The organism is Halorussus halophilus (assembly GCF_008831545.1).
Taxonomy (GTDB): Archaea; Halobacteriota; Halobacteria; order Halobacteriales; family Haladaptataceae; genus Halorussus; species Halorussus halophilus.
This window is the reverse complement of the sequence record NZ_CP044524.1, coordinates 329,998-356,216: the sequence shown is the minus strand read 5'-3', so window position 1 is coordinate 356,216 and position 26,219 is coordinate 329,998. Positions and strand designations below refer to the sequence as shown.

Below are 26,219 nucleotides of genomic sequence, written 5' to 3'. Positions count from 1 at the left end.
CAACAGTACCAGCTCGGCAGCCGACCGAAAGAATTCTGGGGCGAGGTCCCGTTTAATTACGGCTTTGAAACCTAAATTTCCACAGTGACATCTTCACCTTCCGAAGAGCAACTGGCAAATCGGATGCCGTCGATACTGTAGCCATGCAATCCGCTCTCGCTGATGGCATCCTCGAAGCGCTGCGCATCGGCATCGGATTCCTCTGGACGGCCGCGTGGGCGATCATCATGGGCCTCGTCATTACGAGTCTCGTCCAAGTGTACGTCTCGAAAGAGCGGATGGCACGAGTGCTTGGGGACGACGACCTCGGTGGACTTACGAGAGCGACGGTGTTCGGTGCGGCGAGTAGTGGTTGTAGCTTCGGAGCCGTCGCAATCGGCAAGGGCCTGTTCAAGAAGGGAGCGCACGCTGTGAACGTCCTCGCATTTATGTTCGCCTCGACGAATCTCATCGTCGAACTCGGCCTCATGATTCTGATTCTGCTTGGGTGGGAGTTTCTCGTCGCCGAACTCCTCGGTGGCCTCATCCTCATCGTGGTGATGGCACTCCTCGTTCATCTGACGCTCCCCGAATCGTTGTTTGCGGAGGCTCGTGACGCACTCAATCACCGTGACTACGAACAGGGTATCACCGAAGACCCGACCTGTGGAATGGAGGGCAAAGACGAGTTCTCGTTCGTGACCGATGGTGGTGAGACACGCAAGTTCTGTTCTGCGGGGTGTATGGAGACCTACGAGCAGGAGATAGCGAGTAGTGGTGGGTGGCGAGACGAACTGTTGTCGTGGGGCGGCTGGTACAAGGTCGGGAACCAGTACCGCAAGGAGTGGTCGATGCTCTACAAGGACGTTATCGCAGGATTCCTCGTCTCCGGCTTCGTCATCGTGTTCGTCCCCCAGTGGGTCTGGAACGCGCTCTTCTTGCAAGGCGATAGCCTGCTGGCGAGTGCTGAGAACGCAGTCATGGGGGTGACAATCGCCGTGATTAGCTTCGTCGGGAGCATGGGCAACGTCCCGTTCGCCGTCGCACTGTGGGGTGGCGGCATCAGCTTTGCAGGTGTCATCGCGTTCGTCTACGCCGACCTCATCACGATTCCCGTCCTGAACGTCTATCGGAAGTACTACGGCTGGAAGGTGATGGCTTACATTCTCAGCGTCTTCTTCGTGACGATGGCGTTCACAGGTTTTCTCATGGAACAACTATTCGACGCGCTCGGTATCGTCCCGAATCTGGCTGGTGGACAGACGGCAACCGAGCAGACGTATTTCGAGTTCAATTACACCTTCCATCTCAACCTGATTGCGTTCGCTCTCTCTGGGTTTCTCCTCTACGTCTACCGCCGCGGACTCGGCGCGCCGGGACAGTACCGTGACCCGGTGTGTGGGATGCGAACCAGAGATGACGGGCCGAGTATCACCCACCAAGGCGAAACGTTCTACTTCTGTTCGAAGACGTGCAAATGGTCGTTCGAGAAAGCACCTGCCGAGTTTCACAGACGACCAGAAGTCAATGAAGGCGGTGTCGCGCAGGGACACGAACACCACTGAGTGACAGCGCAAGAACCGATACCGTCGTCAAACTCCTTCTCAGGTCACAATCGACTGTCGTCTTTCGTGGCCGAGAACGGTGCGATAGACGTGTTTAGTTGTGCGACCCAAGACAATCGAAGGACGTACGCGAAGAGGATGGCTAGCGGAGCGAACCCGAACGTCGTGGTAACCAGAGCGAGCGGGAGTAGCCAGTCCGGTGCTGGCGGCCCGGAGCCGATAGCACCGTAGATTGCGAGGAGGATGGCCGAGAGAACTTCTGCGGGGACGCCGACGTACAACAGCACTCGGGAGAGTAACGAGAGTTCTTTCTCGACGTAGATGGTTCGATAGTACTTCCGAGCAGTGTCGATGTGGAGTAGTTGCTCGTGAAGTTGTTCCAGTAGTCGTCGCTGTTCGTCCGTTAGTTGGTCGAACTCTGCTTCGATTGCCGTAATCTCGTATAGTTGTTCGGCGTGGTTCGTCCCGAGCGTCGCCTCGATGACGGCGAAGATATCCACTGCGGTCGTATCTAACGTCCGCGTCACGTTTTCGGCGTCACTCGTGAGGCTCCCGACGAGGTCAGCGACGCGGTCGTTCAGCCTCTCATCGTGGTCTGGTGACGTTGACTCTCGAAGCGCTATCGCTTGGTCCGTAAGTGTCTCGTGAAGATGAAGTAGGAAGTCGGCGGGAGAATACGGAATCGGAGTCGAATTCGTAGTGTCCGCAACCTGATCACGATACTTGACTGCCTCTCGAATCCGTCGGTTCAGGTCGCCCGGTGCACCGAGTTCCCGCGAGAGGACGAGTTGATTGATGGACAAGACGACGGTGATGAGCGTGAGATTGCCGCCGATAATCGCGCTGAAGAGGAAGTACATCGGGGTAGACGGCACGCGCGGAACTAAACCAACGAATGCAAGCCCTACGAGTACGCCGAAGATAGCGAGCAACAGCGCACCCGCGACACGGGTCCGGTTACCGGTCATTAGTACCCAGCGACCGACACGAGTCACCGACCGACTCCCAATTGTTTCTGCGGACATTCTACTAGGGTTAGTCGCTGGCGTGTGCCCCGCTACTCTGCTGGCTTTGACCCATCTCGGCAGGATTCTTCATGCCTTCTTTGACACCGAAGTAGACGAGGATGGCGTTGACCGGGAACGCGAAGACGAACCCGACCGACAGCGAAAAGACGAGCGCACCCCAGAACAGCGGGTCGCTTATGTGCGCCTGACTAGCGATCAGGAGGTCGGTCCCGATTGCGGCAATTTCCATTATCGTGATACTCGGTGTCTCGCTGTAGAGTGCATCCAACATCGCTTCCTGAAAGCCGACGCCCTCCTGCATGAGCGGTCCGACGGTGAGTGCGTAGCCGAAGATGTACGCGAGTGTGAACGTCCCCGCAGTAACGAGGAGCGTACTCTGCAAAGCGAGCAGGCCAGCGAGCACTGCGAACCCGGTGACTTCTCCTGCTCCGCACCCCGAGTAGCAGTGGGCCGTCGAGCGGAACCCACGCCGCCATAGCGAGTCATGGCTGATTTGGGACCGGCCGGAGTACCAGTAGATGGCGAGTCCGAACGGTCCCGAGTACAGCACGACGAGCGCCCAAACACCCTTCATCAGTGACGGGAGTGCCTGATTACGTTTCCTGATATCCCGCCAGAGGACTCCGATGCACGCGAGGACGACAATCGCCCACGCGCCGAGAATCATCGGGTCCGAGAGGACGGGCTTGAGCAATGTCCGAACTGGTGCGAGCGCGTGCTCAATCTGTTTAAGTATTGAGTTGGCCGACATCGTAACTGAATCCTCCAACTGAAGTCACTGATCTGACGTTCTAATTAGCGAATCGACTCTTGCACCGCAGTACAGTCGTACAATAGTGGAGATGCAACTATAGTATTGTGGCTGACGATGAAAACCGGTATCTGTGTGCTACCATCGCTTGCGATCGAATTTGTACACTAGACGGATTGTACGCCGGTGTTTACGAAACCTGCATTTACCCACTCCACTCGAAGGCTTTCCTATCGACATGAAACAACTGGGCCGAAAAGCAGTGGCTGTAGACTACTCCTCATCGCTTCGGCGCGTTCGTTCCCGAACCACACTGAGTTCGAACCACACTGAGATTTAGACACTAAATAAACGGGGTCAGTGGGCACTGAACGACGCTTACTACCCTGATAGTATTATTTTCGAACCTCGAATCACGAGTTGAATATGGGAGTTCACAAGCTACGGCGACAGGCTTCGAAGTTGCTCGTCGTGATGGCAATGCTACTCGTCATCTCCAGTGGTGCAGCTATCGCAGACGAAAATCATGGGACGACAACTGCTGAAACGACGAGTGAGCATAGTGACGGGCATCACGCGGGAGAGGGTGGCGAAGAAACCAGTCACAACGACGACGGCAGTTCGTTGGGTTGGGTGAAAAGCATCGTTGGATTGGTCGCACTCGCCGCAGTTCCGACCGCCCCGGCGTACTGGTTCGGGAAACAGCGAGACCGACTCCTCGATTTCGGTGGGGGAGAACTAACAGCAATCGGGCTGATTCTGGTCAGTGCAGCAGTGCATCTCTATCTCTTCGTCCAGCACAGTGAGTTGAAGATGCTCCTCGCTGGTCTCGGATTCGTCGGCGCAGTCGTCCTGTTTTTCTTGGGCGTGAACCGACGACTACTCTACGCTCTGGGGATTCCGTACGTGGCGGCACAAATCGCCCTTTGGTGGGAAAGTGGAATGCCCCATCTCCAGAGTTTCGGCTTACTCGACAAGGTTGCACAAATCCTACTCATCGGTGTTCTTAGCTACCTCTTGTGGGCGGACCTCGAATCGACGAGTGACGTGTGAGCGTCGTCATTCACCGTCTTTCCAGAACTTCACGAAGTTGGGGACGACTCGCAGTACGTGACCGACATTTACTGTATATCGGCATGTAGTTTACGGGCGTGAGCTACGAGGCCTCGGACTCGAACGCCGCCGCCAGCTCCGTCCGCATGAACTCACGTCGAACGCGCCGCGCGCGTTCGTCTGAGAGGTAGTTCGTCATCACGACTTGCGGGTCGTCGCTGCCCTGTTCAGCCGCAATTTCTTCGAGACCATCCAAAACGGCTCCGAGAACCGAGGTGTACGTGTCGTACCAAAACCGACGGCAGAGTTGCGGACTCGGCTGTTCGCCGTCGATTTTCGCGGGCAACTCGGCGCGTTCTGCGAGGTCACGGAACCACGTCCACACCCGCTCTCTCGTCACGTGGGGGTCGGCCCCCTGTTTCGACGGGAAGAGATAGCCTGCCCAGTCGTCTCGCGACGCGAGTTCGTCGATTCGCGCGTCGAGCGTCGAAAGTCCGTACAGGACGTTGACTTCGCCCGGTCCGTTCTTTCGTTCCTCGAATGTGAGGTACGGCACGTCTTCCTCGCCGTCGCGAACGAGTTGCGAGACGTGGAGGGCGGCGACTTCGTTTGCACGCAGTCCCCACCCAGCGAGCGCGACGACCAACAGTCGTTCTCGGGGGTCTCCCGCAGTCTTGACGAGTCGTCGGACGTGGTCGGCGTCGAGACGCGAGGGGTCCGAGCGCTCGGGCTTCCACTTGAACTCGTCGTAGAGACCGGATGCCGGGTTGGTCGCCGCGAGTCGGCGGCCCACGAGGTGTTGGTACCACGAATCGACCACGCCGCGGACTCGCATCTTCGTTCGGGCACTGTACCCCTGTTCGTTGAGCCAGTCGAAGGCGGCGTAACAGGCATCGACCGCCTCGTAGGTGGGGGAATCGGCGTCACGAGCGACCGGCGAGAGCAGGTCGTCGGTGCTGTTCGCGCGTCGATACGCACGCGCGTAGAGATTGAGACGACGGCGTTTGGCAGAGAGAGAGGATTCAGTCAGGTCGTGACGCGAGCGACGACTTGCCACGAACCCGTCGAGGGCGTCGATAGTCGCGGTGTCGTCGGTGTCCCAGTCGTACCCCGATTCGTCGGTTCCGAGTTCGAGGTCGTCGCTCCAGAACTCGCCGAACGAGCGGTCGTGGTGCCGACGGAGTGCGGCGAGAAACCCCCTGAGACCTCGGTCACGGAACCACTGGTGCGTGGGTTTGTGAGTTTCCGGGTCGTAGCCGTCGGTTCTGAGGCGGGGCGCGACCCTCGACCAGTAGAGGTCGATGAAGCCCTCTCTATCGAGCGTCGTCCAGCGGACGTCGTCGAACGGCGATTCGACGGTAGATTCGCTCACAATCTGACACCTCTGGGGTGACTGAGTCTGGGATTCCGCTGTCGGCCGAAAGTCGAGGAAGGGAGCCGGTCTGCTGTCCCAAATAGTGGATTCAAGCTTCCCATAATCGGTCGTTTCAGGCGTTTCGTGCGTTACGTTATAGTTCTGTGGGTCTGTCGGACTACACTGGTCTGTTAGACCCACGAAAAATCATGGCGAGGTGGCCCCGCAACGTGTGAACCATATATTGCTATACTAAAATTCCGCGTGCCCCGTCACTGCGATTCGAGTCTCGTCGGCGTCGCTGCTCGGACACTCCGAAGTCTGGTGCTCGTCGTCGCGTTCGCCGTAGTGGTCGCTCTCCTCGGTCTCGCGTTCAGTCAGGCACTTCCACTCGCGCTTTTCCTCGGTCTCGACGTGGGCCTACCTCAAGCGGCCTCTCGGCTGACTACGTCCACGTCCGTCGTCCGACGCTTCGGGACCTCGGCTGGATGGGCGGGAGCACGCTGACCGTCGTCGTTCTCTACTTCGGAGTCGTGATCACGGCAGTGGTCGCGGGCGTCCCCCTCGCACGCAGTGGTATCAGCGTGGCCGGTGACGCCAACCCGACCATCCTATTTGTCATCGCCGCCCTCTCGTTCGTCCTCATCGGACCCATGGAGGAACTGTTCTTCCGCGGAATCGTCCAAGAGACGATGCGCGAGGTACTCCCCAGACGACGGCAGTCGTACTGGCGTCACTCGCGTTCGCTGCGATTCACTACCTCACGATGGTCGGGCCGTTCGTCGGCAAGATGGTCCTGCTGGGCAGTCTCTTCGTGACATCGGTCGTGTTCGGGTTCGTCTACGAACGAACGCGAAACCTGCTCGTCAACGCAGTCGTTCACGGCGCGTACAACGCGACGTTACTCGTCCTCGCGTACGTCGTGTTCAGCATGGGACTCGCGTGAGAGTACCCAAAATTTCTCTCCGACTGACGCGACTGGGAAGGCGACTCTCACGACCCGAGATTCAGCGACGCCATTGATGCTACTGTAGCGCGTCTCCGTTCACATGAATACGTACGCAGATTCCGAGTCACGTCGAGACGCTCGGGACAGGCCTGCCATCCCGGCGTACGGCCCCATCGACGCGCTCCTCGGTTTCGTCATGTTCTACGTCCTCGTAGACCGTGCGACGCCGACGTTCGTGGACGTGATTCCGACCGTACTCCCGAGCGTCTCGCCGTCGCTCGTGAGACTGGGACTGGCACTCGCACTCTGGTTCGTCTTCGTCGTGACCAGTATCGACCAGATACGCCGTCAACTGGCGGCACTCGGCGTGATCACTCACGACGCCATCACGCCCAGTAGCCGTCGTCGCGGCACTCCCACCGAGACGGAAGCACTCCTGTACCTCGTACTCGCGCTGGTCGGGGGTACCGTCGCGGCGTGGACCTTCGACCGCGGTATCGAGACGGCAGTGTCACTGATTCCGGTCGTCGTTACTATCGACGTCACGGCGTTCGTCCCCGAGGACTTCGCAGTGATGGTCGTCTTCTTCCTCTCCTTCGGCGTGGCGAGCTACGCGCTCGACAGATTGCTAATCGGGGGACTCCGGGCGACGTTCGCCGAGTAGCAGGAACGGACGGCGGTACCGTCTCCGAAGCGAGTCGGCGAACGACGGTTGTACTGTCTACTTCTGATTCTCACTAGTCGAGAGCCACCACAGCGGTCCAATACGTTAGAGAGCGTCTGTTGAGGTATGAGACCCGAAAACGAGTGGTTCAAGCCGGAGAAGCTCAAGGTGTACTACTTCACCTACGAACTCGTCTCCCTCGCAGTCGTCGCTGTGGTCGTCGGTGCCCTGGCCTACAGCGGTATCCTCTGGGAGATTTCAGAGTGGGTAGTGCTAGTCGTCGGAGCGAGCCTCCTCGTCGCCTTCGGCTTCATGACGTGGTGGATTCCGGCGTTCTTCCGGACCGCCGACTACCGGTTCACCGACCAGGAAATCGAGTTCCGACGTGGGGTGTTCTTCCAACAGAAGACGACGGTCCCGTACAACCGAGTTACGAACGTGGACGCCACCCAAGGACCGATTCAACGACTCGTCGATGCCGGACAAGTCGGCATCCACACCGCAGGCTACGGCGGCCAGATGGGAGCAGAACTGACTATCGACGGCGTCAGCGACTACGAAGCCATCAAAGACCAGATACTGGCGAAGACGCGACGGCGGCCGCCCGAAGCGACCGAGAGCGGCGAAACCGACGCGCCCGGCCGAGAGAACTCGACTCCCCGAAGCGAACCGACGGCCGAGACGCCCGAAGTACTCGCCGAACTGCGGCGCATCCGAGAGCTACTGGAGCAAGGTCGTACCGTCTGAGACGAGTTCATTTCTACGTCAGCAGAAAGCGAACTCGACGAGGGGGAGAACGAGAAACAACGCGAGAGAAGAGAGCGAGAAAAAGCGCGGTTTAGTACCGTTCCGGGGCTTGAACGGCATCATCGAGTCCATCGGCTCGCGTCACGGCGGTGACGTACGCCGAGACGGTCGCTTCCGTCTGCTCGCCCAATCGAATCGTGTGGTCGTCGTGCTGTGGTTCGGTAATCGTCGATTGACCAGTGACCGATTCAAATAGCTCGCCGAGTTGGTCGGTGCGTTCCGTAGAGGTTGCCACAGGAATCACTGTCCTCCGGCGACCGACGACCCGCCGACTTGCGTCTGCGTCTCGCGCTGGGTGACCGTCAGTTCGAAACCGCTGTCGGCGTCCACCGAGACGGTGATGTCGTCTACCTGTCGGGCGTACTCGCTGGTGTGCTTTCCAGAGCGGCGGAGGCGAGTTCGCTCTTCGAGGAGTCCCGCTTCGGTGAGCAGGTCGAGTTTTCGGTATGTCGTCGAGAGCGGGATGCCACAGACTTCCGAAATCTCCCGGGCAGAGAGCGACTCGTCGCTGGTCGCTTTCAGGACGGTGCGGCAGTCCGAGTCGTCGAGGGTTTCGAGGAGCGTAGCGACCCGTTCTTCCGATTCGACTACGGTCTGGGTCGTTCCGGGGTGGCTGTGGAAGTCGGGGCGAATACCTGCTATCGTCGATTGGCTCATACAATACAGTAGTGAGGCTATTGCAACCAGTGTAGACCACCGATATCTGGGGTGCTTTATATGCCCCCACCAGCGTGGGCTCCGACGGCACTCGATTCGAGGGGCTCCCACTCGTCTCGAATACCACTACGCTAAAGACAGGTCACGACGAATCGTGACCCGGTACGTATGGCATCCGGGATACGAGCGACGGTGAAGTTTAGTTCCCCCGACGGATGTCCGATCGCGAAGTTCTCGGAGTCGGTAGACACGGTCATCGACCAGACTTCGACAAGCGTCGCATCGCCCGGAGCGGAGAAAACAGTCACCGAGTTCTTGGCGGCGGATGCAGACACCGACGACGACAGCGAGCCCATCTTCTCCTACGGCTCCGAGAGTCTGTACCGAACTGTACACGACGGCGACGAAGGCTGTCCGTGCGAGTGTCTCGGGCAGTTCGGCTGTCCGGTTCACCGGTACGTCGCGGACGACGGCGACCTGACGCTCGTCTTTCACGCCGAGAGCTTCGACCAGTTGCAGGAGGTGACCGCCGAGTTCCGGGACCGATTCTCGGACATCGACGTGCAACGGCTCCTCCAACCGCCGCTCGAAGGCCTGCCGGAGGACCGTGTGTTCGTCAATCGAGGAAAACTCACCGACAGACAACTCGAAGTAGTGCAGACCGCGTACGAGCGTGGCTACTTCGAGCGACCGAAACGAGCGAACGCCACGGAGATAGCGTCGGACCTCGGCATCTCCCAATCGACGTTCACCGAGCATCTGGTAACGGCACAGCGCAAGCTACTGGGAGACGTACTCGACGATACCGCCTAGTCTCTGTCACGGTGACTGCGCGCGAGCGAGAAGACCACCGTCAGACGAAGTCGAGTGGAAATAGCTTAAGACACGACGCATCCTCAGTCGAGATACGACCATGCCACTTGCCGAGAAAACTGAGATGACGGAGACGATGACCAACGACTTTCTCGGTCAGCACGAGACCGGCGTCCTGTCGCTCGCGGAGTCGGACGAACCGTACGCGATTCCGATTTCGTACGGGTTCGACTCCTCGGAGCAGACGTTCTTCATGCGACTGGTGTCCACGCCCGAGAGCGAGAAACGACAGTACCTTGCCTCCTCGCCGCGCGCTCGACTCGTCGTGTACGAGGAGTCCGACTCGGGAGCGACGTACGAGAGCGTCGTCGCCGTCGGGTCTCTCGAAGAGATTCAGCCCGAGGAGTTGACGGTGGACCACATCGAGCAGTACGGCGACGCGAAGCGACCGCTGTTCGAAATCTGGGGCAACTCGAAACAGGACCTCAACATCAGACTCTACAAACTGGACCCAGAGAAGTTGAGTGGCCGCCGGACAGAGATAGACCGAGACGAAACGTAGCGCGACCGAAACGGAGCGGTCAGCAGACGAGAACTATTGTCGTCTCCGCTAACTCGTTACGAAGTGTTCGGCCGCGACAGCGGCCCCACAGACAGGGCACCCGTTCGACAGTGTAGCCTCGCGCATCGGGTCGTTTATCTCGATTTGCTGGCCACACTCGGGACACGTGAATTCGTATTTCGTCATGATATGTTCGATGTGGGTCTAAACGTTCGGCGTGCGTCTGCTTGTATTGACCTCGTAGGGCGATGGGCAAAGGAGTTTCTCCTCGGCGTAGACAGATGCGGAGGCGATAGGAACGCCAGACGACCCGAGAGCGTAACGGTCAGTCGGCCGACGGTGCGCGGACAAGTGGTCTCACGCGTTCCCTTGCTGTCCTAGGGCCACAGAGTTCGAATCGCTCTCCAATCGAAGAATCGGTTTTAATTCCTCGAATCGAACTCCCTTGCCGACCTCGTTCGTTTTCGAGTCCCACTTGACGTAGCCTAAGTCGTCGAGTAACGGCAGGTGCGTGTGATACATCCGGACCTGAAGACCTCGGTCGTCGCTGTTGGGGGGAAGCAGATTTCGCAGGTCAGTCGTTTCCGTCGAGTCGTACTGCTGAAGCGCGCTCAGAAAGTCTCGTCGCTCCTGCACTGCGAGCGCCCGGACCATTGCATCGGTGAGCATTCGAGCGGCCATTGCAGAATATAGTAGGCCTATCGAGATAGGGCGCATCCCCGGATACGAGGGGAGGTTTAAGTAAAATTATTAATTGAGAGGGTTCGGACGTTCGTGGACCGGAACGGGCGTCTCACTCGGACGTGAACGCGTCTCGAGACACTCTCGTCCCACAGATGACGCAACCTTGGTCGAGCAACGCCGCCCGCATCGAAGCGTTCACGGAGATGGATTCCGCGCACGCGGGACAGGCGAAGGTGTAGTTGTCAGTGGTGCTCATCGTTGAATTGTAGTACGACGTTCTCGGATATACCCGTCTCCCTTTTTCTAACCAACTGAGAATCTGGTTCGACGCGAAGAGTCGTCACCTCGGAGAGGAGAGTAACCGATGCACTGAAATCTCGATGTTAGTTCCTCGTTTCGGCCCCAGCCGCTACGCGGACCGACGACTCGGACGCTTCTCGTTCGGCAACGTCGATAGTCAGTACTGGCGTCGAAGAGAGCGTGACGACTTTACGAGACACGCTGCCGAGCAAGTTCCGCGTCGGGTCCGCGCCGTGGGTGCCCATCACGACGAGGTCGGCGTCGTGTTCGTCGGCAGCGGCGAGGATTTCGTCTGCAGGGTCGCCCTCTCGAATCTCGGTGGTCACGTCGAAGTCCTCGTTCGCCAGTGCTTCGGTCGCAGTACCGACCGCACTCACACCTTCTTCTCGAAGAGAGTCCGCCACGTCCGGAATTCGTTCGTCGTCGAGTGTGAGGAACGCACGGTCGTCGATGACGTAGAGGACGTGAACGCAGCCGTCCTGCTGATTGGTGACGTTACGGGCGTGTTCGATTACCGCCTCCATCGCGGGGGTTCCGTCTGTGGGGAGCAACACGTTGTCGTACATTACGTTCGATTCTGGGTGCGTAGAGAGTATATACTACACCCGTGATTCTCGTCGCGTGGAAATACCGCTGTGAACCCCACGAGTCGATAAAAATCGGGGTTACGTCTCGAACCAACTGAGAGGAAGATACCGACCGCCAACTTCTCCGGGCGTCGGGACTGTCCCGACTCGCTCCCAACCAGTTGCGCTCCTCCGTAACAACGTCCCTCGGTGAGTTGCGGTCACCACCCTCTCATCTACCGTACACCAACCGAGCGGAACTTCGTCGGGGACGGGGTACTCGACTGCCTGCAAGCAACCGTCTCGATACTCGAAGAGTGCATACCCCGACTCCTCGTTCCACGTGGAGGAGGAGCCGTGTGCGCCGCCAGCGTAGATGACGCCGTCGTGAGTGAAGGCTTCGCGGAAGTAGCGGTGGTCGTCGCCATCGTCGAGGCGCGTCCACGACTGGCCAGCGTCCGTGGACCGATACAGACCGAAGCCAGTGGCGGCGACGAACTCGTCCGGACCAGCGAGATGGAGATGGTGGATGTCGTCGTGAACGTCCTGTCTGCGCTCTTCCCAACGCTCGCCACCGTCGTCGCTGAGATGAACGCCACCGACTTCGACGCCAGCGACGACACGGTCGGGTGCGTCGGGGTGCGTACAGAGGCTCCGAACTTGTGCGAGGTTCTCGTGGCGCGGCAATCGCCACTCGTCCCGCGAAGGCAACGCCTGAAAGCTTTCGAGTTCCCGCCACTCAGCATCGTCACCAACTGCACCACCGACTGGTTGGACTGTGTCGGAGACGTAGAGGTGAGCGGGCCGGGTCCCTGCGTACACTCGCTCTCCAGTTGGGTCTACCGCGACAGCGTACACGTGCTCCTCGGGAACCGCGAGATTCGTCCATTCGTCGCCATGGTGGGAGTGGTAGAGTCCGGTTTCGGAGGTAACGAATAGGCCGTCTACTGCGTCAAATTGACGGACGCGCATGACGCGGCCTGCATCGAGGACTTTCTCTGCGGTGGTCTTTCCAGATTCCAGTACGCCGCGAAGTTGGTAGACGCCGTCGTCGCTTCCGGCTACGAGCATGCTCGTCGTTTCACCCAACAGTCACTAAAGGGTTCGCGGAACGTGATTTTTGTAATATTTTCGCCAATTGTGGGAGTTGCGTGTTCGAATCTACCCGACACCTCCGTTGGCAGAAACAAATTTGCTATCACTTTCCGCCTCCGGATTCCGCACTCGCAGGGAGGAACTTGGCGGTATACTGCTTGATTTCCTGCCCTACCGGGGATTACAGGAGGCACCAGAACCCTTATATTAGAAGACACTAATATTAGCATGTGCTAAAATGAGTGGGCAGAAGTCAGACAACGAGACACCAGACACGCAACGCCAGCAACCACCCGAATGCTGTCCAGTCAACCATTCACTAACAGAATCAGAGATAGCATCAGACGTCCAGATACTCGCAACCCTCGGTAACGACACCAGATACGAAGCACTCCGACTCATCGCCGACGGCGACGAGGGAGTCTGTGTCTGTGAATTAGAGCCGACGCTCGGCGTCAGCCAAGGAGCGGTTAGTCAAGCCCTCTCACGGCTGTTCAGTGCCGGGCTCGTCGAGCGACGAAAAGAGGGCCGATGGCGATACTACTCGACGACACCACGCGCCGAACGGCTCCTCAGCGTCCTCGACGGTACTCGATCACTCGATACCGACGTTTAGGGCCAGCAAACCCCCAAACAGTCCAGAGCATCGACCACGTAGACCAACCCAATCACACTCGCTAACGAATGTCCAAACCACCAATCGGCCCGCGAAGCTACCCGAAGTACGACGACCCAACTTGGCAAAACATCCTCGTGACCTACGCGCTAGTCGGTGCAATTCCCATCGCACTGTGGATATTCAGCCAACCAATAACCGGTATCGTCGTCCTCACGACGAGCATCGCACTCTTCTTCAGTGCGCGAGGAGCGCACCGACTGACTCGCTGTTATTACGAGTGTCAACAACTCGCCTTCGAGATTGCCGGGAAAACTCGCATCACTGTCACTCAGCTACCCAGCAATGACCCAAACTAACCGCGTTTCGACCTGCCGGAGGAGTCCCAAATGAGTATCCCAGAACTTCCGCGTGCGTTCCTCGATTCTTGGGACTTCTTCGTTCATCTGTCGCTCACCCTCGTTCCACTGTTCCTCGGGGCGTCGTTCCTCGTCGGACTCGCCGAAGAGTATCTTCCACCAGAGAAAGTCGAGCAGAAACTCCACGGACTCGACGAGGGACTCGGGAACGTAGCCGCTGCAGGATTCGGAGCCGTAACGCCATTCTGTTCGTGTTCTACCATCCCCGTCTTGGCCGGCCTTCTGCAGGCAGGTGCGCCACTCGGACTCGCATTCTCGTTCCTGCTTGCGTCACCGCTCGTCAACGAACTTGCAGTAGTACTCCTACTCGGGGTGTTTGGAATCAACGTAACAGTCCTGTACGTCGTCACCACGTTCACGGCCGCTATCGTCGGTGGAATCATCATCGGTCGGTTGGGCTTGTCCAACTACGTCAAGGATATCCAGACGACGGCCGACGCGGCCCAGACCGTCACAACAGACGGTGGCACGGTTGACTCCTGTGGGTGTGGCGAAACGACCACAGAGCAGACACACAAGCAACGTGTTGAGACAGCAGGACGTGAAGCATGGTCGTTTTTCGTCGATACGCTACCGTATCTGGTTCTCGGGATTACTATCGGGGCACTCATTCATGGGGTCGTACCTGTCGAGTTCGTCCATGCTGTCCTCGGTCGTGAAAATCCGTTGGCCGTGCCGTTTGCTGCGATAGCAGGTGCGCCAGTCTACGTTAGTCTCAGTGGAATGCTCCCGATTGCGGCGTCTCTCAGCGAACAGGGAATTGCTATCGGGACCGTGCTGGCGTTCGTCATCGGCGGTGCTGGTGTGAGCATTCCGAATTTGGTTCTACTCAGCAAACTATTCGAGCGCCGGTTGTTGCTCATCTATGCGGGAACTGTTGTGACGATTGGTATCGTCGTCGGAGTTTCGTTCAATTACTTTCTTGTTTAGTGTCCTTGTGGGTCAGTGGATGGCCTGTGTTTCTTATCTTTCGAGTTGGAACGAAATCTCGTAGGAGAGACCCGTACTCGGTGAGCCACCGCCGGTACTGTAGCTCACTGACCCGGAGGTTCGATACGCGTCAGTACTCGGCGGTGTGGTCTCCGCTGGATAATGGTCGGTCGAACTCGGCAGTATCTCGTAACGGCGGGAAACGCTCTCACATGGCTCTAAGTGAGAAATTTTCCCGATGTCACATCGCATCCATCCGTCCTCTCTACGAGTAAAGCAACCTTCTTCCTCGTAATTACGCCAGAGCAGGAACCGAGACTCTTCGCCGGTCTCAGCGTGGGCATGGAGCATTCCGAACGGCGGCACCGTTCCGGAGAAGATTTCCTGCTTTTGGGAACTCGTGTTTTGCAGTTCGAACTCGATGGCTCCCGGACTACCTGGCGCGACGTACGGATCCGAAATGTGCGCATCGAATTCGACCGCCGGTGGAGCGTTGGGGTCGAGACGATGTAACTCCACTCCGATGTGGGTGTACGTATCGTCGTTCGAGACTCCGGTGAAGAAGTCTACGCGCTCGACTGTGTCGGCGAGTCCATCCGGGAGTGAGTTCGACTTCCAAGCTCCCGATTGAATCGCCGTCTCGATTGCAGTCCGGACCTCGGGTGACTCGACCTTCGAGATGTGGACCACGGTCTGCTTCTCTCCGGTTCGTTCCGCTTCACGTTCGACGGCGTCTTCAGAGTAGAACGATGCTGGTTCGAGGATGTACTTGACGGACGGTCGGTCGTAGGTCGTCGAGACTGACAACTGCGTCACTTCGTACTCCAGATTCGACGGCGGGGTTGTAGCGGTGGTAGCCCGCGTTTTGGACGACTGCCCGCAGGGAGGACGTTCCGCTTCAGCGGTGGGTATTTGAGTCGTGGTATCGACCGCACCGTGAGTCGTAGTCGTCTGTGAGGTAGTCGTGTTTCGTTGCGAGGAATTTCCGAGGCAACCGGCACTGGCAGTTCCGAGTAGCGCGAGGAGGGCGCGACGTTTCACAGGTTATCGATTGATAAAAACAGATATATGTTTTGTGTTGACAACTCCGAGTTCCATATTGCCCAGTCCAGAACGTAAAAATTCATATCGCCAATAATTTTTACACCAAGGCAACAGTTCCATTGATGAAGTCCTCCAGACGAAGATTTCTCGGTCTATCCGGGGTTGCTCTCGCCGGGTCGCTCGGGAGTACGTGGGTTGCCGGTAGCACAGAATCACAAGCTACACCCTCCTACGAGTGGCCGATGGCCCGGTACGACCCCGCAGGTACCGGCCACCATCCCACGGCAGCAGGCCCGAAGAACGACGTCGAACTCGCCTGGTCACACGACGCGACAGACTGGTTCGTCGGGGCCGCACAACCGATTCGGCGAGGGAATACCATCTACGCTGTGGGGAATGGACTGCTGGCACTCGATAGCGAAACTGGAACCAAGCAGTTCGGCCGCGAGGGGCCGTATCAGTCAACTCCAGCACGTGCAAGCACGTCGGTTTATCAGACCGATACGCTCGCGGTGACTTCGTCTTCGGGCGTCTTCGGCTTGAACGCAGGTGGCGGGTTCGACGTACCGTTGCTGAACGAACCCATCGGGACCGAGCGGTGGGAGGGCCCCGAGTCGCCGATGGGCGGGTTTTTCAGCACGCCAAATCCAGTCCCGCCGGTCACTGTCGAAGGGACAATCTACACTGCAATTCCAGGGACGAACTCTCTCGCGGCGCTGAATGCAAATAGTGGGGGCGTCCAGTGGCGGGTAACCCATCACGAAGACGACGCGACGAATGCCGAGTTCAATCGCCCAGCGGTCAAAGACGGGGTGGTCTTCGTCACGAACTGGCCGAAGCAAGCAACTGCCTACCGGACCGACACCGGAGCGCAACGCTGGCAACGAGAACTCGACGAACAGTTACTGAGCGCACCCGTAGCGACCGAGCAGGGTGTCGTCGTGCAGGCCCGAGAGATGGTCTGGTTGCTCGATGCCACCGATGGCTCGACCATCTGGAAGCGGAACCTCGGCGGGAACGTGACCGACAGTACACCGGCAGTCGCAAACGGGACTGTCTTCGTCGCCGACGAGCAGGAATCGTTGCACGCACTCGAACTTGCAACCGGCGAGTCACTCTGGACAACACCGTTCGATGGCGAAACGTCGCCAATCGTAACCGACGGCGTTGTGTACGCCGTCCGGTCGAACTACGCCTTGGTCGCCATCGACGCGACGACGGGAGAAGAGCGGTTCGAGTACCGGCCGTCGCAAGTCCCACTCTCGACACCAATCGTCGGTGACGGCGTCCTCTACGCCACCAATCGCAAGCGAGTCATCGCTCTGGAGGAAGCAACGTGACCACCGAGCCAGATCACGAGCGGATTCAGAACGCCGACCAGTCGAATCGAAGTGCCAGCAGGCGGCCGACTGCCGGTCCTGTCTTGAAAGCCGCGGGCACGCGTATCCGCGACGACCCAGTTCTCGTCGTGCCGTTCGCAGTGGCAGGCCTCCTCGTCGCAGTTGCCGATTGGCTCCGAAACTGGGACCCGATTCCGGCGGCGACGCCCGACTCGTTCGGACAAACGGTCAACATCGAGTTTTCAATCGTACCGAGTGGGACGCCCCGAACGGTTAGACACGTCGATGCGCTCGTAGACCTGCAAACGCCCTACTTGGTCGGTGCAGTCGCACTCGAAGCTATTGTCTTCGTAGCAGTCGGGCTTGCTGGTTGGCTTACGATTACTCGGGCCCTGAATACTGACCGACAGTTCGATTCGCTCGCCAGCTACCTCGGCTTCTTCGCAGCAGTGGTGGTTCCGCCTCACCTGCTGGACTACCCGACACTCGACTTCAGCAGTCTACTCCTCGGCGGGGTAGCAATCGTCGTCTTCTCGCTCGTAGTAGTCCGCGTCTTCCTCGTGCCCGGACTGTTGGCGGCAGGGAAACCATTTTCGACGGCACTCCGGGAAAGCATTCGGAAGTCACGCGGCATGGGGTGGTCGCTGTTCTGGCTGAGTCTCGTGTTTGGACTCTCCTCGTGGGGGTTGGCTCATCTTCCCCTCGCAGGTGGGTTTCTGAGCACGGCAGTCGTCGGAACTGTGCAAGCGGTCTCGCTCGCCGTGCTGGTACGCCACACAGAGCGTAGGAAATGAGCCAGTCTGGTCGTACAATCTGAGTCAATTACTTCGGAAGCAACCAGTCGAGATTGGACGCACACGACGAAAACCCGCTTGAGCCACCGTCTTCGAGTGTCAGGCTATGCTCTTGCTGGCGTTCAGTGCAGGTTTTGATGTCTGTGTGAACGTGGGTCTCGTTGTCACCGAGGTCCTCGACGATGTAGACCGTAACGTTACCCGGCACTGTCTAGTTTTCCTCCTCAGCTGGCGTGCGTTCATCGAGTGCTTGGTGCGGTCGCTGAACATTGTAGTAGTGGACGAACGACGCAAGCCACTGGCGGACGCTCCGCCGACTGCCCACCCACGACGAATGGAAGCGGTCGATCCGCATCTTAAGGGTCTGAAACCACTTTTCGATCTGGTTTCGGTCAGTGTAGTCAAGCCGACCGCTCAATTCTAATCGAGAGAGGGCAGTCAGATATCCATAGCCATCGACTAGAAACACAGTTTCTGAACAATCGTGTTTCTGGGTGAGGCCGTGGAGGAACGCAGCCGCTGGATCAGTGCCTCGTCGTCCAAACACGGCAGCATCGAGCAGCAGCTTTGTGTCGAGGTCAATTGCAGCATACACCCAAGACCACTCACCATCGATCCTGACAGCGGTCTCATCGACCGCGACCCGCGTCGGCGTCGCCGACGGCGGGTCGCCGACGCTGTCAGCTAACCGATGTACCCAACTCCAGACCGCTCCATGCGTCCGATCAACGCCGAGGAGCCCAAGAATCGCTGCTGTTTCTCTGAGCGAACATCCGGCAGCGTGGAGGCGGACGGCGAACGCCCTGACGGGCGTCGCCGTCCGCTCCCGCTGCCAACATTCAAGAGTAGCCGTGTCTAACGTCTCTCTGAGCAGGTTTGCGAGTTTCATTCCAACCAACCGCACAACCTGCTCACTTCTCAAACCGCGCTAACTAGACAGTGCCCGTTACCCGGTTGCCACTCCTCGACGGTCATTTGCTTAGTATCGCCCGGTTCGACGGTGAGTTGTCGAGTTGGGATTCCACCGTCTGCGAGAGTCACGTTCCGGTATCCGTCTGGCCAGTAGAGTTGGGAGAGTGTCGCGACCCGCCGTTCGCCATCTCTGGTGGTGACTGCGAAGTTCGTGAGCATCGCGGTCTGCCTACTCTCTGCAGTGTATGCGGTCACCCGATAGGTGGTGTCGTCTTCGTTCGTGACTGTCATCGTAGGCGGCGAGTCGATAACTTCTCCGGCCGCCACGGAGAGACCGCTGAGGAGGACGAGGCCAGCGAGGATAACGGTCGTTCGGCGAGGAGCCATAGTAGAGGCACAGTGTGCGCGACAGAAATAAACTATTCATTTCAGTCCTTCAATAGATGTCGGGATATCATTGCGCTCGCAGTTAGCTGGTGAGTGAAACCACCGTTTCATCCAAACTGGGATTTATCCACTCAGACTAACAATATCTGCGTATGCATCGCCGTCACGCCCTCCACCTACTCGCCGGAACAAGCATCTCTCTCACGGGGTGTCTCGGACAGAACACCACACCCAACCAATCGACGACCTCGCCTGCCGAAACACAGACACAGACTCCACCGCCCGAGACTCGGGCAACGACTGACGACTTACAGATTGACGTGCCGCCCTGTCCCGAGAAACCCGACACACTCACCCGGGATACCGCGCTCCAGTTCGCCCGACAGTTCGAGAAGGCACTCGTCACGCGCGAAGTTATCAGCGGACAGAACGCAGAGGAAATCATCTCTATCGACGTTTCTATACAAGAAGACACCACAGAAGTCACTCGAACCGACGACGGGTGGGTCGTACGCTTCGACGTCATCGCACCAGCAGTCGAGTACGAGTCCGGACACACGGACCCCGGAATGTACGTCGTCAACTACCTCGTCACTGACCGAAACGTGTTTCGCGCGCAAGCGACGGAAGCAGTCGCCCCACGAAAGGAAGGTGTCAGCGTCTCTTGTGTGACTGAATATTGACCGCTGAGTCCACCACTTCGAAACTGAGGAGAGAAAGTCGTCGTCGCAGTCGAGGTCGTCCCGAGGCGTGGGACAGTTACGAGTCGTCTAGGGAATACCCCATATTCAGCAACTCTTCGAGCACGTCGTCACGGTTTCGGAGTGCAGCGCGATACACCGCCTCGCGCACGTCGAACTTCGGAACGTTCCGCCCCAACTCCGATTCGACGTCCGTAATCAGGTCCCGTTCTCCCTCGATAACGTCGTCGTGGACGAAGAACGTCAACCGTTCGTCCCGCTCGAACTTCACGGACTTATCTTGCACTGCACGCCGGACTATATACGGATGTTGTTGGTTCGCAGACGAACCTGAATTCCCCGAGTCGTTCGAAGATGACTGCGAATTAGACGCAGACGAAGATTCCTCCGACGCCGAGTCTGACTCCTCGTCTCCCTGTTCCTGCCCGTCCGTCTCAGTAGAAGACTCACCTTCAGTTTCGGGTTCAGTAGTCTCTTCGGTTGTTTCTTCCTCGACTGGTTCGTCATCGTCAGCACTATCCTCGCCCCAGAGGTCGTCGCCGGACCCGGATTTCAGGCCAGTCATGCAGTGACCTCCGGGTCATCCTCTTCGAGACTCCCAGCCTCTGGTGGGTTCGGTGCTTCGAGACCGTTCTGCGCTTCGAGGTGGCGCGCTATCTCGTCGAACTTAGCGAGCGTCTCGACTTCGTAGTCTCGTTCTCGACTCCGATGGTCGCGGACGTACGTGAACGCACTACACTTCTCACGCCAGCACCCCTCTAGGAGCGACGTCCGGTCGCGGAGAATCGCGGGCACGTCGAATCCCTGCTCTTCGATTTCTTCGATGATAGCGCCCTGGTCCCGCGTGCCCTTGAATCGATTCGGAACTGCCGCCAACACGCCGATGTTGATCTCTAACTGGTCTTCGAGATTCGTCACCAGATCGTCAAGTCCATTGACAGACGCCTGTCCTTTCCCGGACGGTTCGACCGGAATGACGAGATTCCGAGTGGCGTCGAGTGCGTTGTACAGGTGAGGACCGGAACTTGCGGGCGGGTCCACGAGGAGCACGTCGTAGTGTTTGTGGATTTCTGCCTCGCGAAGGACTCGCTGGAGTTGGGTCCACATCGGGAACGACTCGCCGAAGTCGCTTCTTGCCTCCTGTTCTTTCCGGAGCGTTTCGCCGAGGTCTTCGAGGCGATTGTGTTCCGGAATGATATCGACCCCGTGTTCGACAGTCTCGATGAGGTCCGTGAACTCGCCTTTTCCACGACCGACGAGATGGTGGACGAGCGTGTCGGCCTCACCGTTCGAACGGTCGTGGTCGATGTCGAAGAGGTAGCTCAAGTCTCCGTCTTGGGGGTCGAGTGGAATCGCCAGAACGTCGAGTCCGGCTCTGGCGTGCGCTACTGCGAGATTTGCGGTGAGCGTCGATTTGCCTACGCCACCTGCTTCGCTGTATACTGCGTACGAGAGCATTTGATGGATTCATTGAAGGCTTCAGTTATAAGTTTTCGTCAGACGAACCATCCGAAACACTCATTTGTTAGATTCATTTGTAGCACACAGTTGTAACAATCGTCTGCAACAAACACCCCAAATATGTATTTGAAACGCTCGTTTGGAACCTTCGTTTGTAACACTCATCCGCAACCTGTAGTTGAAACAGTCGTTCGATACTAATAGTTGCGACATCCATTCGACTCATTTGGTTGTGTCACTCAATTGTAGCATATAGTTACAGCACCCATCTGTTGCAGTTATTTGGTTCGGTCGCTAGTCGCAACCACCAATATCTAATGAGTGTATCGAGTAGTTGAGTCAAACAATGACATCATTCACATGGAGCAACTAATCGGTGGTAGCAAGTCTAGCAAACGAACGAGACAACAGTTGGGAACTCTCAGAGACAGGTTACAAACGGAAATTGCAAACACGAGTTTGCACCACGTGTTCGTGACACACGATACAATCAACTAATTCAATCGTTCGAAGGTGATAATCGATTGTTCGCGCGCATACGTACGGTGCAACGGACATAGACGCGGCGCAGCGAACGCGGATCGCCAGAACTGACGCTTCGTCTGCAGGCGGCCGAGACGCCATCAATTTCGTGGGGCGTCCACGCAGCTTGCAAGCTCGCCGAACCCATTTCGAACCGCTCGTCGGATACGAGCGCGGGACGCGTACGATGTTGGAAATAGATGCCCTCACCGACTCGTCGTTTACGGTCGTCGAGAGCTTTTCTTCGAAGCCTCGATTCCGTAAAGGGGGTATCTCACTCGGTGGTTGTCTCCACCTCCTTCGAACAGAGAGTAAGATGAGTCATCTTACAGAGCGGAGTAGAGACTGTTGGGCCTGGAGTGGTGACGGCGAGATAAGCAGTTCTACGTGAGAAATTGTTTTGCTCAGGTTGGTTACGTTGCGGTTACAACCACTCGTAAGAGTCCAGTTCGACCACCGAAGTAACGTCTGTATCATCGAACCAGCTAAATAAACTCTATGAAGCTATACTCAATGATGGGGCAGAGTAGACACAACCTCGGAGGATGGTTTTGATGCGTGCCTTTGTTGCACGCCTATAAATCACGAACCCAGAATCGATTTTTCTGAGTCTTGCTTACCCACCCTGTGGATTGCACATCGTTTTCGAATGCCGTGCCCGTAAGCGTGATGCACTCGAATTAATTATCCAGCTACGGGACAGAAATTCCGTGGTTGTTGGCGATGTACCAGATGGGGATTCCGCCGGTTTTGTCTTGTTTTTCTGCTCCACTACATCCGAATCCCGTGACGTAACCGTAATTGTACTGGGTTATCCCCATCATCCACACGTCAACACTATCTTCAAGAATGTAGAATGGCCCTCCAGAATCGCCGGGCGCACCGTCATTCCCTAGTTCAATCGCTTTATTGTGCCCGCCATTGTGTGCGCACGAAGACGCGAAGCTCGCGTCTATGTTCTGAATTTTCCCCATCGACTGTCCGGTTTCCCGACCTAACTGGTAGATATACCGGTCTTCTTCTTTGTACGTATCGACACCATTCCGAGTAACCCAACCTTGGATTGGCTTTCGCTCGCCATCTGGCTCCTTGACCTTCTCTGTAAGACTATAATTGGAGTTTGTGACGTTGATTAATCCCCAGTCTTCGTCTTGATCGCCTTCTGCGAGCGACCCGAGGTTGTTACCGCCTTGTTCAAACGACGCGTTTGGATTACAGCCTGTGACGTGGTAGGCGGTGAGTTCATATGCCTGACCTCCCATTTCCGCTCGACAGCAAGTACTACCGGGGATGTTGTCCCCCTTGATGCTAACTCCGCCGGGAAGATTTTTGTACTCCCCAACATTTCGACATCCGGTTTCAGTTCGTTCTTTCGGGTCAGCTGTTTCGACTGCAATACCGTTCAACTCACTGGGAAGTGGGTGACTATCATCGGACTGGGAGTTCGCTGCCAGTTGGTCGAGGTCGTGTTCAACGACAATTTTCCTCCGATGGAAGCCAGCGGTTTGGTTTTCGTCCTGTGTTAGATATGAGTTAGTGAACCATGGTTTGTCGCTATGGGCAGTACGCAGTTTGCGGTGCTTACTGCGTGCTTGCTGAAGATGCCGGTACCATCGGGCAGGAACTTTTTTGCGTTTTGCCACCCCATCTTTGGTTCTGAGAACATCAATCTTGGTTTTTCTGTCTATTGAGAGCGTTCCATGGCCGAAAAGGCTGAAGCCGCCACCAGCAAATGCCGAGTGTTTGAGGAACTCACGTCGCCCAGACAGTTTGTCTTCTGACACCATAGATGGATAATGAAAATGAATATATATATAATACTTTTCTAGTGAGAAATTATACAAAAAGTAGCTAGGTATGAGAAGAAGTTTCCGCAGGCCTTTCTTCAGGGTTAAGATAAGAATAGGACAAGAGCAGAATCAGTGAAATTTCGACGATGAAAACAAACCACGTAAGGAATTCCACCGGTATACCTAGGGCAAAAACACCGAGAAAGACAGCACTGAGAATAAGTATGAACGAATTTTTCTTAAGACTCCCATAACTGATTACTGCAAATACTACGGTCATAAGAATCATTTGGTAAAACCGATTTTCTGCCCGATCATAGCCCTGCAAAATATAATCCCATGGATAAATTGTCGAGATATTAGTGGAAATTACTGGCGAAAAATTCTGCCACAAATAATGTATCAACAGCACACCCAGCAATAACAATTTCAGCCACCTCTGAAACTCTACGACCTTTTTAGAACTCATAAGCTATTCCAACACACACCAAGATTCTATTTAATTATAGAGTACCTGACCGAAACTCAAGCACTAATTATACCCGATCTGAGGATACAATTCACTCACCACCATAACTTAGCCACTAGTTCACTGCCTGTACCCCCAACTCCGAATAAATATATGCACATATATATTGCAACTTCGAGCGAATTCCGAGAACTGGAGTTGGTTAACTCCATAGTTTCTAGTATTAATATGTTACAATTCAGTATTTGGGGCCGGATATCCTCGTCCTACTGCTTTAGTAGACAATAACTTCTGCAACAATTTTGAATCCGGACTCTACTAAAACCGGTATGAGACTTTGCAGAGGAGTATTGACTGATGCGTATCTTGTCGGAATTGGACTCCGAAAGCAAATCCGTGATGGACTCTCGCTCTGTGATGCTCTCAGGACACTTGATGGTCCGTTTGACAGACTTGAAGACAGCTACCCGGAATGGCATCCTGCACCTTACCCGTTTTCTGGGATGCTCAGGTTGTTTCTCTATCGGGAAATCACGGGAGAGAGTTACCGTATACTCGCGCGGGACGAAGAACTCCAAGAAATAGTGGGGTTTGATCGCGTTCCAGATGAGTCGGTCCTTTCGCGGACGTGGCGCAACCGTTTCAATGAGACTGTCTGTGAGTTCATAAAGACGGCTGCACACTATGTCGTCAAAGAAATCCACGACGAAGACCTCTCAGTTCCAACCGTCCGACCGAAAGAAGATGTACTCCATCCACGCAAAGACCCCGAGGCGTGCGGTACCGAGAAGACCGAAGCGACCTCCGAAGAGAAATTCACGGGCGAGACCATCCGTCGAACGACGCGCCTTGCCTGTGACTACGGGTTCGAATCGTTCGATTCTGAACGCGCTGCCAATGCGACCTATGAAGATATGCGCTTTTTCGAGTTACAGACGTTCATGGGGATGGTCGGCTGTGGCACCGCTCAAGGAGCAGCGCGCTTCCAGTACCGCCGAGGAGCAGACTACGGTCCACATGGTGATACCCACCTTCGTGCGGTCAAGCAATTCGATACCGAGAACCTCATTGAGGGATTCGACAATGCAACAGATCACGTCCTTTCGGCTATCGCCTCTGAAACGGCGTTTCGTCGTCCAGTGACCGTGGCAATCGACATTACGACCGTGCCCTACTACGGAAATGTAGAAGGAATGTCGATGGTGAGCGGGACGAAAGACGGCGACGGGAGAGCGTTCAAATTTGCCACGCTATCGATTGTCGGCCAGAACATCCCGCTCGTCCTCGCGGTCGAACCAGTCCGAGAAAGTTCCCCATGGGACGAGAATCCGTCGAACCGGATCCATCGCATTGTTCGTCGATTGGTCTTGCGGGTGAAAGAACACGTGCCGATTGGGACAGTGCTGTGCGACCGCGAGTTCGATTCGATGCGGGTCTTTCAGACACTCTCGAATCTGGGCGTGAACTACCTCATTCCCAAGCGACTCTCCAGTACAGAACGACAGGTGATCGAGCGGATGGAAACAGACGGACAGGATGTCGCGGTCGAATCCGCGTCTGTGGATGTGGAGGCTGGTTCCCATCCGATGCGGTTCCTCTATGTGCCGTCCACGAAGGGTGACAAGACGGCCGTATTTGCGACGAACGTTCGAGTGGGTCCGGAGGAGGCGGAGTCGTTTTGTCGTCGGTACAGCCGCCGCTGGCAGATAGAGAATAGCTATAAATCGATCAAACACGATTTCCTTGCGAAGACTTCCTCAAAGGACTATCGCGTTCGGCTGTTCTATTTCGTGTTCGCGGCCCTACTCTACAATATCTGGCGGCTCACCGACTTTCTGTTGAAGGCTGGTGTAGAGGGAGAGATGGACTACGCTCCCGTTCTGACGGCTGGGGAATGTGTCGAACTGGTGTCGGCAGCGCTGGTGCCGCCTGACTAAGTGTCTGAGAAAGGTTCAGCCAGCAATCTATGAGTGGCAACACTGAAGAAAGGGTCTGAAATCTCTTCAA

Annotated in this window: 32 protein-coding genes; 15 read left to right on the top strand and 17 right to left on the bottom strand. The window is 56.7% G+C overall.

The window, feature by feature from the left end; all coding sequences use genetic code 11:
• Positions 1 to 143 precede the first annotated feature (143 nt).
• Positions 144 to 1,544 carry a permease gene (locus F7R90_RS19745; RefSeq protein WP_158059277.1) on the top strand — a complete coding sequence of 467 codons (1,401 nt, stop codon included), beginning with the start codon at positions 144 to 146 and terminating at the stop codon, positions 1,542 to 1,544.
• Between the two features lie 44 nt (positions 1,545 to 1,588).
• Here the strand turns inward: F7R90_RS19745 and F7R90_RS19740 are convergent, their stop codons facing one another.
• Together F7R90_RS19740 and F7R90_RS19735 are read right to left on the bottom strand one after the other, a co-directional pair.
• Complete coding sequence (locus F7R90_RS19740; RefSeq protein WP_225741340.1) at positions 1,589 to 2,512, bottom strand: hypothetical protein; 924 nt, start codon at positions 2,510 to 2,512, stop codon at positions 1,589 to 1,591.
• Positions 2,513 to 2,579: 67 nt separating this feature from the next.
• Positions 2,580 to 3,323: a DUF4396 domain-containing protein gene (locus tag F7R90_RS19735; RefSeq protein WP_158059275.1), complete on the bottom strand. Its 744-nt coding sequence runs from the start codon at positions 3,321 to 3,323 to the stop codon at positions 2,580 to 2,582.
• Positions 3,324 to 3,749: 426 nt separating this feature from the next.
• Between F7R90_RS19735 and F7R90_RS19730 the strand changes: the two genes are divergently transcribed.
• A complete protein-coding gene (locus F7R90_RS19730; RefSeq protein ID WP_158059274.1) occupies positions 3,750 to 4,376 on the top strand; it encodes a hypothetical protein in 627 nt (208 codons plus the stop codon).
• Positions 4,377 to 4,479: 103 nt separating this feature from the next.
• Here the strand turns inward: F7R90_RS19730 and F7R90_RS19725 are convergent, their stop codons facing one another.
• The gene (locus tag F7R90_RS19725; RefSeq protein ID WP_225741339.1) at positions 4,480 to 5,748 is read right to left on the bottom strand and encodes a tyrosine-type recombinase/integrase; all 1,269 of its coding nucleotides are present in this window, start codon (positions 5,746 to 5,748) and stop codon (positions 4,480 to 4,482) included.
• A 470-nt stretch (positions 5,749 to 6,218) separates the two neighbouring features.
• On the opposite strand from F7R90_RS19725, the gene F7R90_RS22575 reads away from it, so the two are divergent.
• The 4 genes from F7R90_RS22575 (at position 6,219) to F7R90_RS19710 (ending at position 8,090) form a co-directional block, all read left to right on the top strand.
• The gene (locus F7R90_RS22575) at positions 6,219 to 6,548 is read left to right on the top strand and encodes a hypothetical protein (protein ID WP_225741338.1); all 330 of its coding nucleotides are present in this window, start codon (positions 6,219 to 6,221) and stop codon (positions 6,546 to 6,548) included.
• Positions 6,497 to 6,676, top strand: coding sequence for a CPBP family glutamic-type intramembrane protease (locus F7R90_RS19720; protein ID WP_368408569.1), 180 nt, complete (start codon positions 6,497 to 6,499; stop codon positions 6,674 to 6,676). Before F7R90_RS22575 ends, F7R90_RS19720 begins: the two co-directional genes overlap by 52 nt.
• Positions 6,677 to 6,779: 103 nt before the next feature.
• Complete coding sequence (locus F7R90_RS19715; protein ID WP_158059272.1) at positions 6,780 to 7,343, top strand: hypothetical protein; 564 nt, start codon at positions 6,780 to 6,782, stop codon at positions 7,341 to 7,343.
• A gap of 126 nt (positions 7,344 to 7,469) precedes the next feature.
• The gene (locus F7R90_RS19710; RefSeq protein ID WP_158059271.1) at positions 7,470 to 8,090 is read left to right on the top strand and encodes a PH domain-containing protein; all 621 of its coding nucleotides are present in this window, start codon (positions 7,470 to 7,472) and stop codon (positions 8,088 to 8,090) included.
• 91 nt (positions 8,091 to 8,181) lie between these two features.
• On the opposite strand, the gene F7R90_RS19705 is transcribed toward F7R90_RS19710, so the two are convergent.
• Together F7R90_RS19705 and F7R90_RS19700 are read right to left on the bottom strand one after the other, a co-directional pair.
• Positions 8,182 to 8,385, bottom strand: coding sequence for a hypothetical protein (locus F7R90_RS19705; protein WP_158059270.1), 204 nt, complete (start codon positions 8,383 to 8,385; stop codon positions 8,182 to 8,184).
• 5 nt (positions 8,386 to 8,390) lie between these two features.
• On the bottom strand, positions 8,391 to 8,807 hold the full coding sequence (locus F7R90_RS19700; protein ID WP_158059269.1) for a winged helix-turn-helix domain-containing protein: 417 nt from the start codon (positions 8,805 to 8,807) through the stop codon (positions 8,391 to 8,393).
• Between the two features lie 168 nt (positions 8,808 to 8,975).
• Between F7R90_RS19700 and F7R90_RS19695 the strand changes: the two genes are divergently transcribed.
• Positions 8,976 to 9,620, top strand: coding sequence for a helix-turn-helix domain-containing protein (locus F7R90_RS19695; RefSeq protein WP_158059268.1), 645 nt, complete (start codon positions 8,976 to 8,978; stop codon positions 9,618 to 9,620).
• Between the two features lie 100 nt (positions 9,621 to 9,720).
• On the top strand, positions 9,721 to 10,182 hold the full coding sequence (locus F7R90_RS19690) for a pyridoxamine 5'-phosphate oxidase family protein (RefSeq protein ID WP_158059267.1): 462 nt from the start codon (positions 9,721 to 9,723) through the stop codon (positions 10,180 to 10,182).
• A gap of 48 nt (positions 10,183 to 10,230) precedes the next feature.
• Here the strand turns inward: F7R90_RS19690 and F7R90_RS19685 are convergent, their stop codons facing one another.
• The 5 genes from F7R90_RS19685 to F7R90_RS19670 form a co-directional block, all read right to left on the bottom strand.
• Positions 10,231 to 10,368 carry a DUF7560 family zinc ribbon protein gene (locus tag F7R90_RS19685; protein ID WP_158059266.1) on the bottom strand — a complete coding sequence of 46 codons (138 nt, stop codon included), beginning with the start codon at positions 10,366 to 10,368 and terminating at the stop codon, positions 10,231 to 10,233.
• A 171-nt stretch (positions 10,369 to 10,539) separates the two neighbouring features.
• Complete coding sequence (locus F7R90_RS19680; protein ID WP_158059265.1) at positions 10,540 to 10,863, bottom strand: hypothetical protein; 324 nt, start codon at positions 10,861 to 10,863, stop codon at positions 10,540 to 10,542.
• A gap of 112 nt (positions 10,864 to 10,975) precedes the next feature.
• The gene (locus F7R90_RS22405) at positions 10,976 to 11,122 is read right to left on the bottom strand and encodes a DUF7560 family zinc ribbon protein (protein WP_192498473.1); all 147 of its coding nucleotides are present in this window, start codon (positions 11,120 to 11,122) and stop codon (positions 10,976 to 10,978) included.
• A 127-nt stretch (positions 11,123 to 11,249) separates the two neighbouring features.
• Positions 11,250 to 11,732: a universal stress protein gene (locus F7R90_RS19675; protein WP_158059264.1), complete on the bottom strand. Its 483-nt coding sequence runs from the start codon at positions 11,730 to 11,732 to the stop codon at positions 11,250 to 11,252.
• Positions 11,733 to 11,831: 99 nt separating this feature from the next.
• The gene (locus tag F7R90_RS19670) at positions 11,832 to 12,803 is read right to left on the bottom strand and encodes a WD40/YVTN/BNR-like repeat-containing protein (RefSeq protein ID WP_158059263.1); all 972 of its coding nucleotides are present in this window, start codon (positions 12,801 to 12,803) and stop codon (positions 11,832 to 11,834) included.
• A gap of 262 nt (positions 12,804 to 13,065) precedes the next feature.
• Here F7R90_RS19670 and F7R90_RS19665 point away from each other — a divergent pair, with 262 nt between their 5' ends.
• The 3 genes from F7R90_RS19665 (at position 13,066) to F7R90_RS19655 (ending at position 14,792) form a co-directional block, all read left to right on the top strand.
• Positions 13,066 to 13,443 (top strand): ArsR/SmtB family transcription factor, encoded by a 378-nt coding sequence (locus tag F7R90_RS19665; protein ID WP_158059262.1) that lies wholly within the window; start codon positions 13,066 to 13,068, stop codon positions 13,441 to 13,443.
• Between the two features lie 68 nt (positions 13,444 to 13,511).
• Positions 13,512 to 13,802: a hypothetical protein gene (locus F7R90_RS19660; protein ID WP_158059261.1), complete on the top strand. Its 291-nt coding sequence runs from the start codon at positions 13,512 to 13,514 to the stop codon at positions 13,800 to 13,802.
• A 30-nt stretch (positions 13,803 to 13,832) separates the two neighbouring features.
• Positions 13,833 to 14,792, top strand: coding sequence for a permease (locus F7R90_RS19655; RefSeq protein WP_158059260.1), 960 nt, complete (start codon positions 13,833 to 13,835; stop codon positions 14,790 to 14,792).
• Positions 14,793 to 14,825: 33 nt separating this feature from the next.
• On the opposite strand, the gene F7R90_RS19650 is transcribed toward F7R90_RS19655, so the two are convergent.
• On the bottom strand, positions 14,826 to 15,608 hold the full coding sequence (locus F7R90_RS19650) for a hypothetical protein (RefSeq protein WP_225741337.1): 783 nt from the start codon (positions 15,606 to 15,608) through the stop codon (positions 14,826 to 14,828).
• A 350-nt stretch (positions 15,609 to 15,958) separates the two neighbouring features.
• Here F7R90_RS19650 and F7R90_RS19645 point away from each other — a divergent pair, with 350 nt between their 5' ends.
• Positions 15,959 to 17,176, top strand: coding sequence for a PQQ-binding-like beta-propeller repeat protein (locus F7R90_RS19645; RefSeq protein WP_158059258.1), 1,218 nt, complete (start codon positions 15,959 to 15,961; stop codon positions 17,174 to 17,176).
• Positions 17,173 to 17,970, top strand: coding sequence for a hypothetical protein (locus tag F7R90_RS19640; protein ID WP_225741336.1), 798 nt, complete (start codon positions 17,173 to 17,175; stop codon positions 17,968 to 17,970). The genes F7R90_RS19645 and F7R90_RS19640 overlap by 4 nt, the downstream gene beginning before the upstream one ends.
• A 28-nt stretch (positions 17,971 to 17,998) precedes the next feature.
• Here F7R90_RS19640 and F7R90_RS19635 read toward each other — a convergent pair whose 3' ends face one another.
• From F7R90_RS19635 to F7R90_RS19625, 3 genes are read right to left on the bottom strand one after another with little or no spacing between them, the layout of a single operon-like run.
• Positions 17,999 to 18,178, bottom strand: coding sequence for a hypothetical protein (locus F7R90_RS19635; protein WP_158059257.1), 180 nt, complete (start codon positions 18,176 to 18,178; stop codon positions 17,999 to 18,001).
• Positions 18,179 to 18,181: 3 nt separating this feature from the next.
• Positions 18,182 to 18,859, bottom strand: coding sequence for an IS6 family transposase (locus F7R90_RS19630; RefSeq protein WP_158056525.1), 678 nt, complete (start codon positions 18,857 to 18,859; stop codon positions 18,182 to 18,184).
• 29 nt (positions 18,860 to 18,888) lie between these two features.
• Complete coding sequence (locus tag F7R90_RS19625) at positions 18,889 to 19,269, bottom strand: hypothetical protein (RefSeq protein ID WP_225741335.1); 381 nt, start codon at positions 19,267 to 19,269, stop codon at positions 18,889 to 18,891.
• A gap of 152 nt (positions 19,270 to 19,421) precedes the next feature.
• Between F7R90_RS19625 and F7R90_RS19620 the strand changes: the two genes are divergently transcribed.
• Positions 19,422 to 19,952: a hypothetical protein gene (locus tag F7R90_RS19620; protein WP_158059256.1), complete on the top strand. Its 531-nt coding sequence runs from the start codon at positions 19,422 to 19,424 to the stop codon at positions 19,950 to 19,952.
• 76 nt (positions 19,953 to 20,028) lie between these two features.
• On the opposite strand, the gene F7R90_RS19615 is transcribed toward F7R90_RS19620, so the two are convergent.
• The 3 genes from F7R90_RS19615 to F7R90_RS19605 all read right to left on the bottom strand — a co-directional run bounded on the left by F7R90_RS19615 (position 20,029) and on the right by F7R90_RS19605 (position 23,740).
• On the bottom strand, positions 20,029 to 20,535 hold the full coding sequence (locus F7R90_RS19615) for a hypothetical protein (RefSeq protein ID WP_158059255.1): 507 nt from the start codon (positions 20,533 to 20,535) through the stop codon (positions 20,029 to 20,031).
• Positions 20,532 to 21,428 (bottom strand): ParA family protein, encoded by an 897-nt coding sequence (locus F7R90_RS19610; protein WP_158059254.1) that lies wholly within the window; start codon positions 21,426 to 21,428, stop codon positions 20,532 to 20,534. The genes F7R90_RS19615 and F7R90_RS19610 overlap by 4 nt, the downstream gene beginning before the upstream one ends.
• A 1,217-nt stretch (positions 21,429 to 22,645) precedes the next feature.
• Positions 22,646 to 23,740 (bottom strand): chymotrypsin family serine protease, encoded by a 1,095-nt coding sequence (locus tag F7R90_RS19605; RefSeq protein ID WP_158059253.1) that lies wholly within the window; start codon positions 23,738 to 23,740, stop codon positions 22,646 to 22,648.
• A gap of 801 nt (positions 23,741 to 24,541) precedes the next feature.
• Here F7R90_RS19605 and F7R90_RS19600 point away from each other — a divergent pair.
• Positions 24,542 to 26,149 carry a transposase gene (locus F7R90_RS19600; RefSeq protein WP_158059252.1) on the top strand — a complete coding sequence of 536 codons (1,608 nt, stop codon included), beginning with the start codon at positions 24,542 to 24,544 and terminating at the stop codon, positions 26,147 to 26,149.
• Positions 26,150 to 26,219: the final 70 nt, after the last annotated feature.

Bases quoted from the DNA above. Each gene is read 5' to 3' on its own strand.
- F7R90_RS19680 (WP_158059265.1), bottom strand. From the start codon at position 10,863: ATGGCCGCTCGAATGCTCACCGATGCAATGGTCCGGGCGCTCGCAGTG.
- F7R90_RS19745 (WP_158059277.1), top strand. From the start codon at position 144: ATGCAATCCGCTCTCGCTGATGGCATCCTCGAAGCGCTGCGCATCGGC.
- F7R90_RS19620 (WP_158059256.1), top strand. From the start codon at position 19,422: ATGCATCGCCGTCACGCCCTCCACCTACTCGCCGGAACAAGCATCTCT.
- F7R90_RS19735 (WP_158059275.1), bottom strand. From the start codon at position 3,323: ATGTCGGCCAACTCAATACTTAAACAGATTGAGCACGCGCTCGCACCA.
- F7R90_RS19675 (WP_158059264.1), bottom strand. From the start codon at position 11,732: ATGTACGACAACGTGTTGCTCCCCACAGACGGAACCCCCGCGATGGAG.
- F7R90_RS19655 (WP_158059260.1), top strand. From the start codon at position 13,833: ATGAGTATCCCAGAACTTCCGCGTGCGTTCCTCGATTCTTGGGACTTC.
- F7R90_RS22405 (WP_192498473.1), bottom strand. From the start codon at position 11,122: ATGAGCACCACTGACAACTACACCTTCGCCTGTCCCGCGTGCGCGGAA.
- F7R90_RS19605 (WP_158059253.1), bottom strand. From the start codon at position 23,740: ATGGTGTCAGAAGACAAACTGTCTGGGCGACGTGAGTTCCTCAAACAC.
- F7R90_RS19610 (WP_158059254.1), bottom strand. From the start codon at position 21,428: ATGCTCTCGTACGCAGTATACAGCGAAGCAGGTGGCGTAGGCAAATCG.
- F7R90_RS19615 (WP_158059255.1), bottom strand. From the start codon at position 20,535: ATGACTGGCCTGAAATCCGGGTCCGGCGACGACCTCTGGGGCGAGGAT.
- F7R90_RS19670 (WP_158059263.1), bottom strand. From the start codon at position 12,803: ATGCTCGTAGCCGGAAGCGACGACGGCGTCTACCAACTTCGCGGCGTA.
- F7R90_RS19625 (WP_225741335.1), bottom strand. From the start codon at position 19,269: ATGGCTCCTCGCCGAACGACCGTTATCCTCGCTGGCCTCGTCCTCCTC.
- F7R90_RS19645 (WP_158059258.1), top strand. From the start codon at position 15,959: ATGAAGTCCTCCAGACGAAGATTTCTCGGTCTATCCGGGGTTGCTCTC.
- F7R90_RS19690 (WP_158059267.1), top strand. From the start codon at position 9,721: ATGCCACTTGCCGAGAAAACTGAGATGACGGAGACGATGACCAACGAC.
- F7R90_RS19700 (WP_158059269.1), bottom strand. From the start codon at position 8,807: ATGAGCCAATCGACGATAGCAGGTATTCGCCCCGACTTCCACAGCCAC.
- F7R90_RS19630 (WP_158056525.1), bottom strand. From the start codon at position 18,859: ATGAAACTCGCAAACCTGCTCAGAGAGACGTTAGACACGGCTACTCTT.
- F7R90_RS19600 (WP_158059252.1), top strand. From the start codon at position 24,542: ATGAGACTTTGCAGAGGAGTATTGACTGATGCGTATCTTGTCGGAATT.
- F7R90_RS19665 (WP_158059262.1), top strand. From the start codon at position 13,066: ATGAGTGGGCAGAAGTCAGACAACGAGACACCAGACACGCAACGCCAG.
- F7R90_RS19730 (WP_158059274.1), top strand. From the start codon at position 3,750: ATGGGAGTTCACAAGCTACGGCGACAGGCTTCGAAGTTGCTCGTCGTG.
- F7R90_RS19695 (WP_158059268.1), top strand. From the start codon at position 8,976: ATGGCATCCGGGATACGAGCGACGGTGAAGTTTAGTTCCCCCGACGGA.
- F7R90_RS19715 (WP_158059272.1), top strand. From the start codon at position 6,780: ATGAATACGTACGCAGATTCCGAGTCACGTCGAGACGCTCGGGACAGG.
- F7R90_RS19740 (WP_225741340.1), bottom strand. From the start codon at position 2,512: ATGACCGGTAACCGGACCCGTGTCGCGGGTGCGCTGTTGCTCGCTATC.
- F7R90_RS19720 (WP_368408569.1), top strand. From the start codon at position 6,497: ATGGTCGGGCCGTTCGTCGGCAAGATGGTCCTGCTGGGCAGTCTCTTC.
- F7R90_RS19710 (WP_158059271.1), top strand. From the start codon at position 7,470: ATGAGACCCGAAAACGAGTGGTTCAAGCCGGAGAAGCTCAAGGTGTAC.
- F7R90_RS22575 (WP_225741338.1), top strand. From the start codon at position 6,219: ATGGGCGGGAGCACGCTGACCGTCGTCGTTCTCTACTTCGGAGTCGTG.
- F7R90_RS19660 (WP_158059261.1), top strand. From the start codon at position 13,512: ATGTCCAAACCACCAATCGGCCCGCGAAGCTACCCGAAGTACGACGAC.
- F7R90_RS19685 (WP_158059266.1), bottom strand. From the start codon at position 10,368: ATGACGAAATACGAATTCACGTGTCCCGAGTGTGGCCAGCAAATCGAG.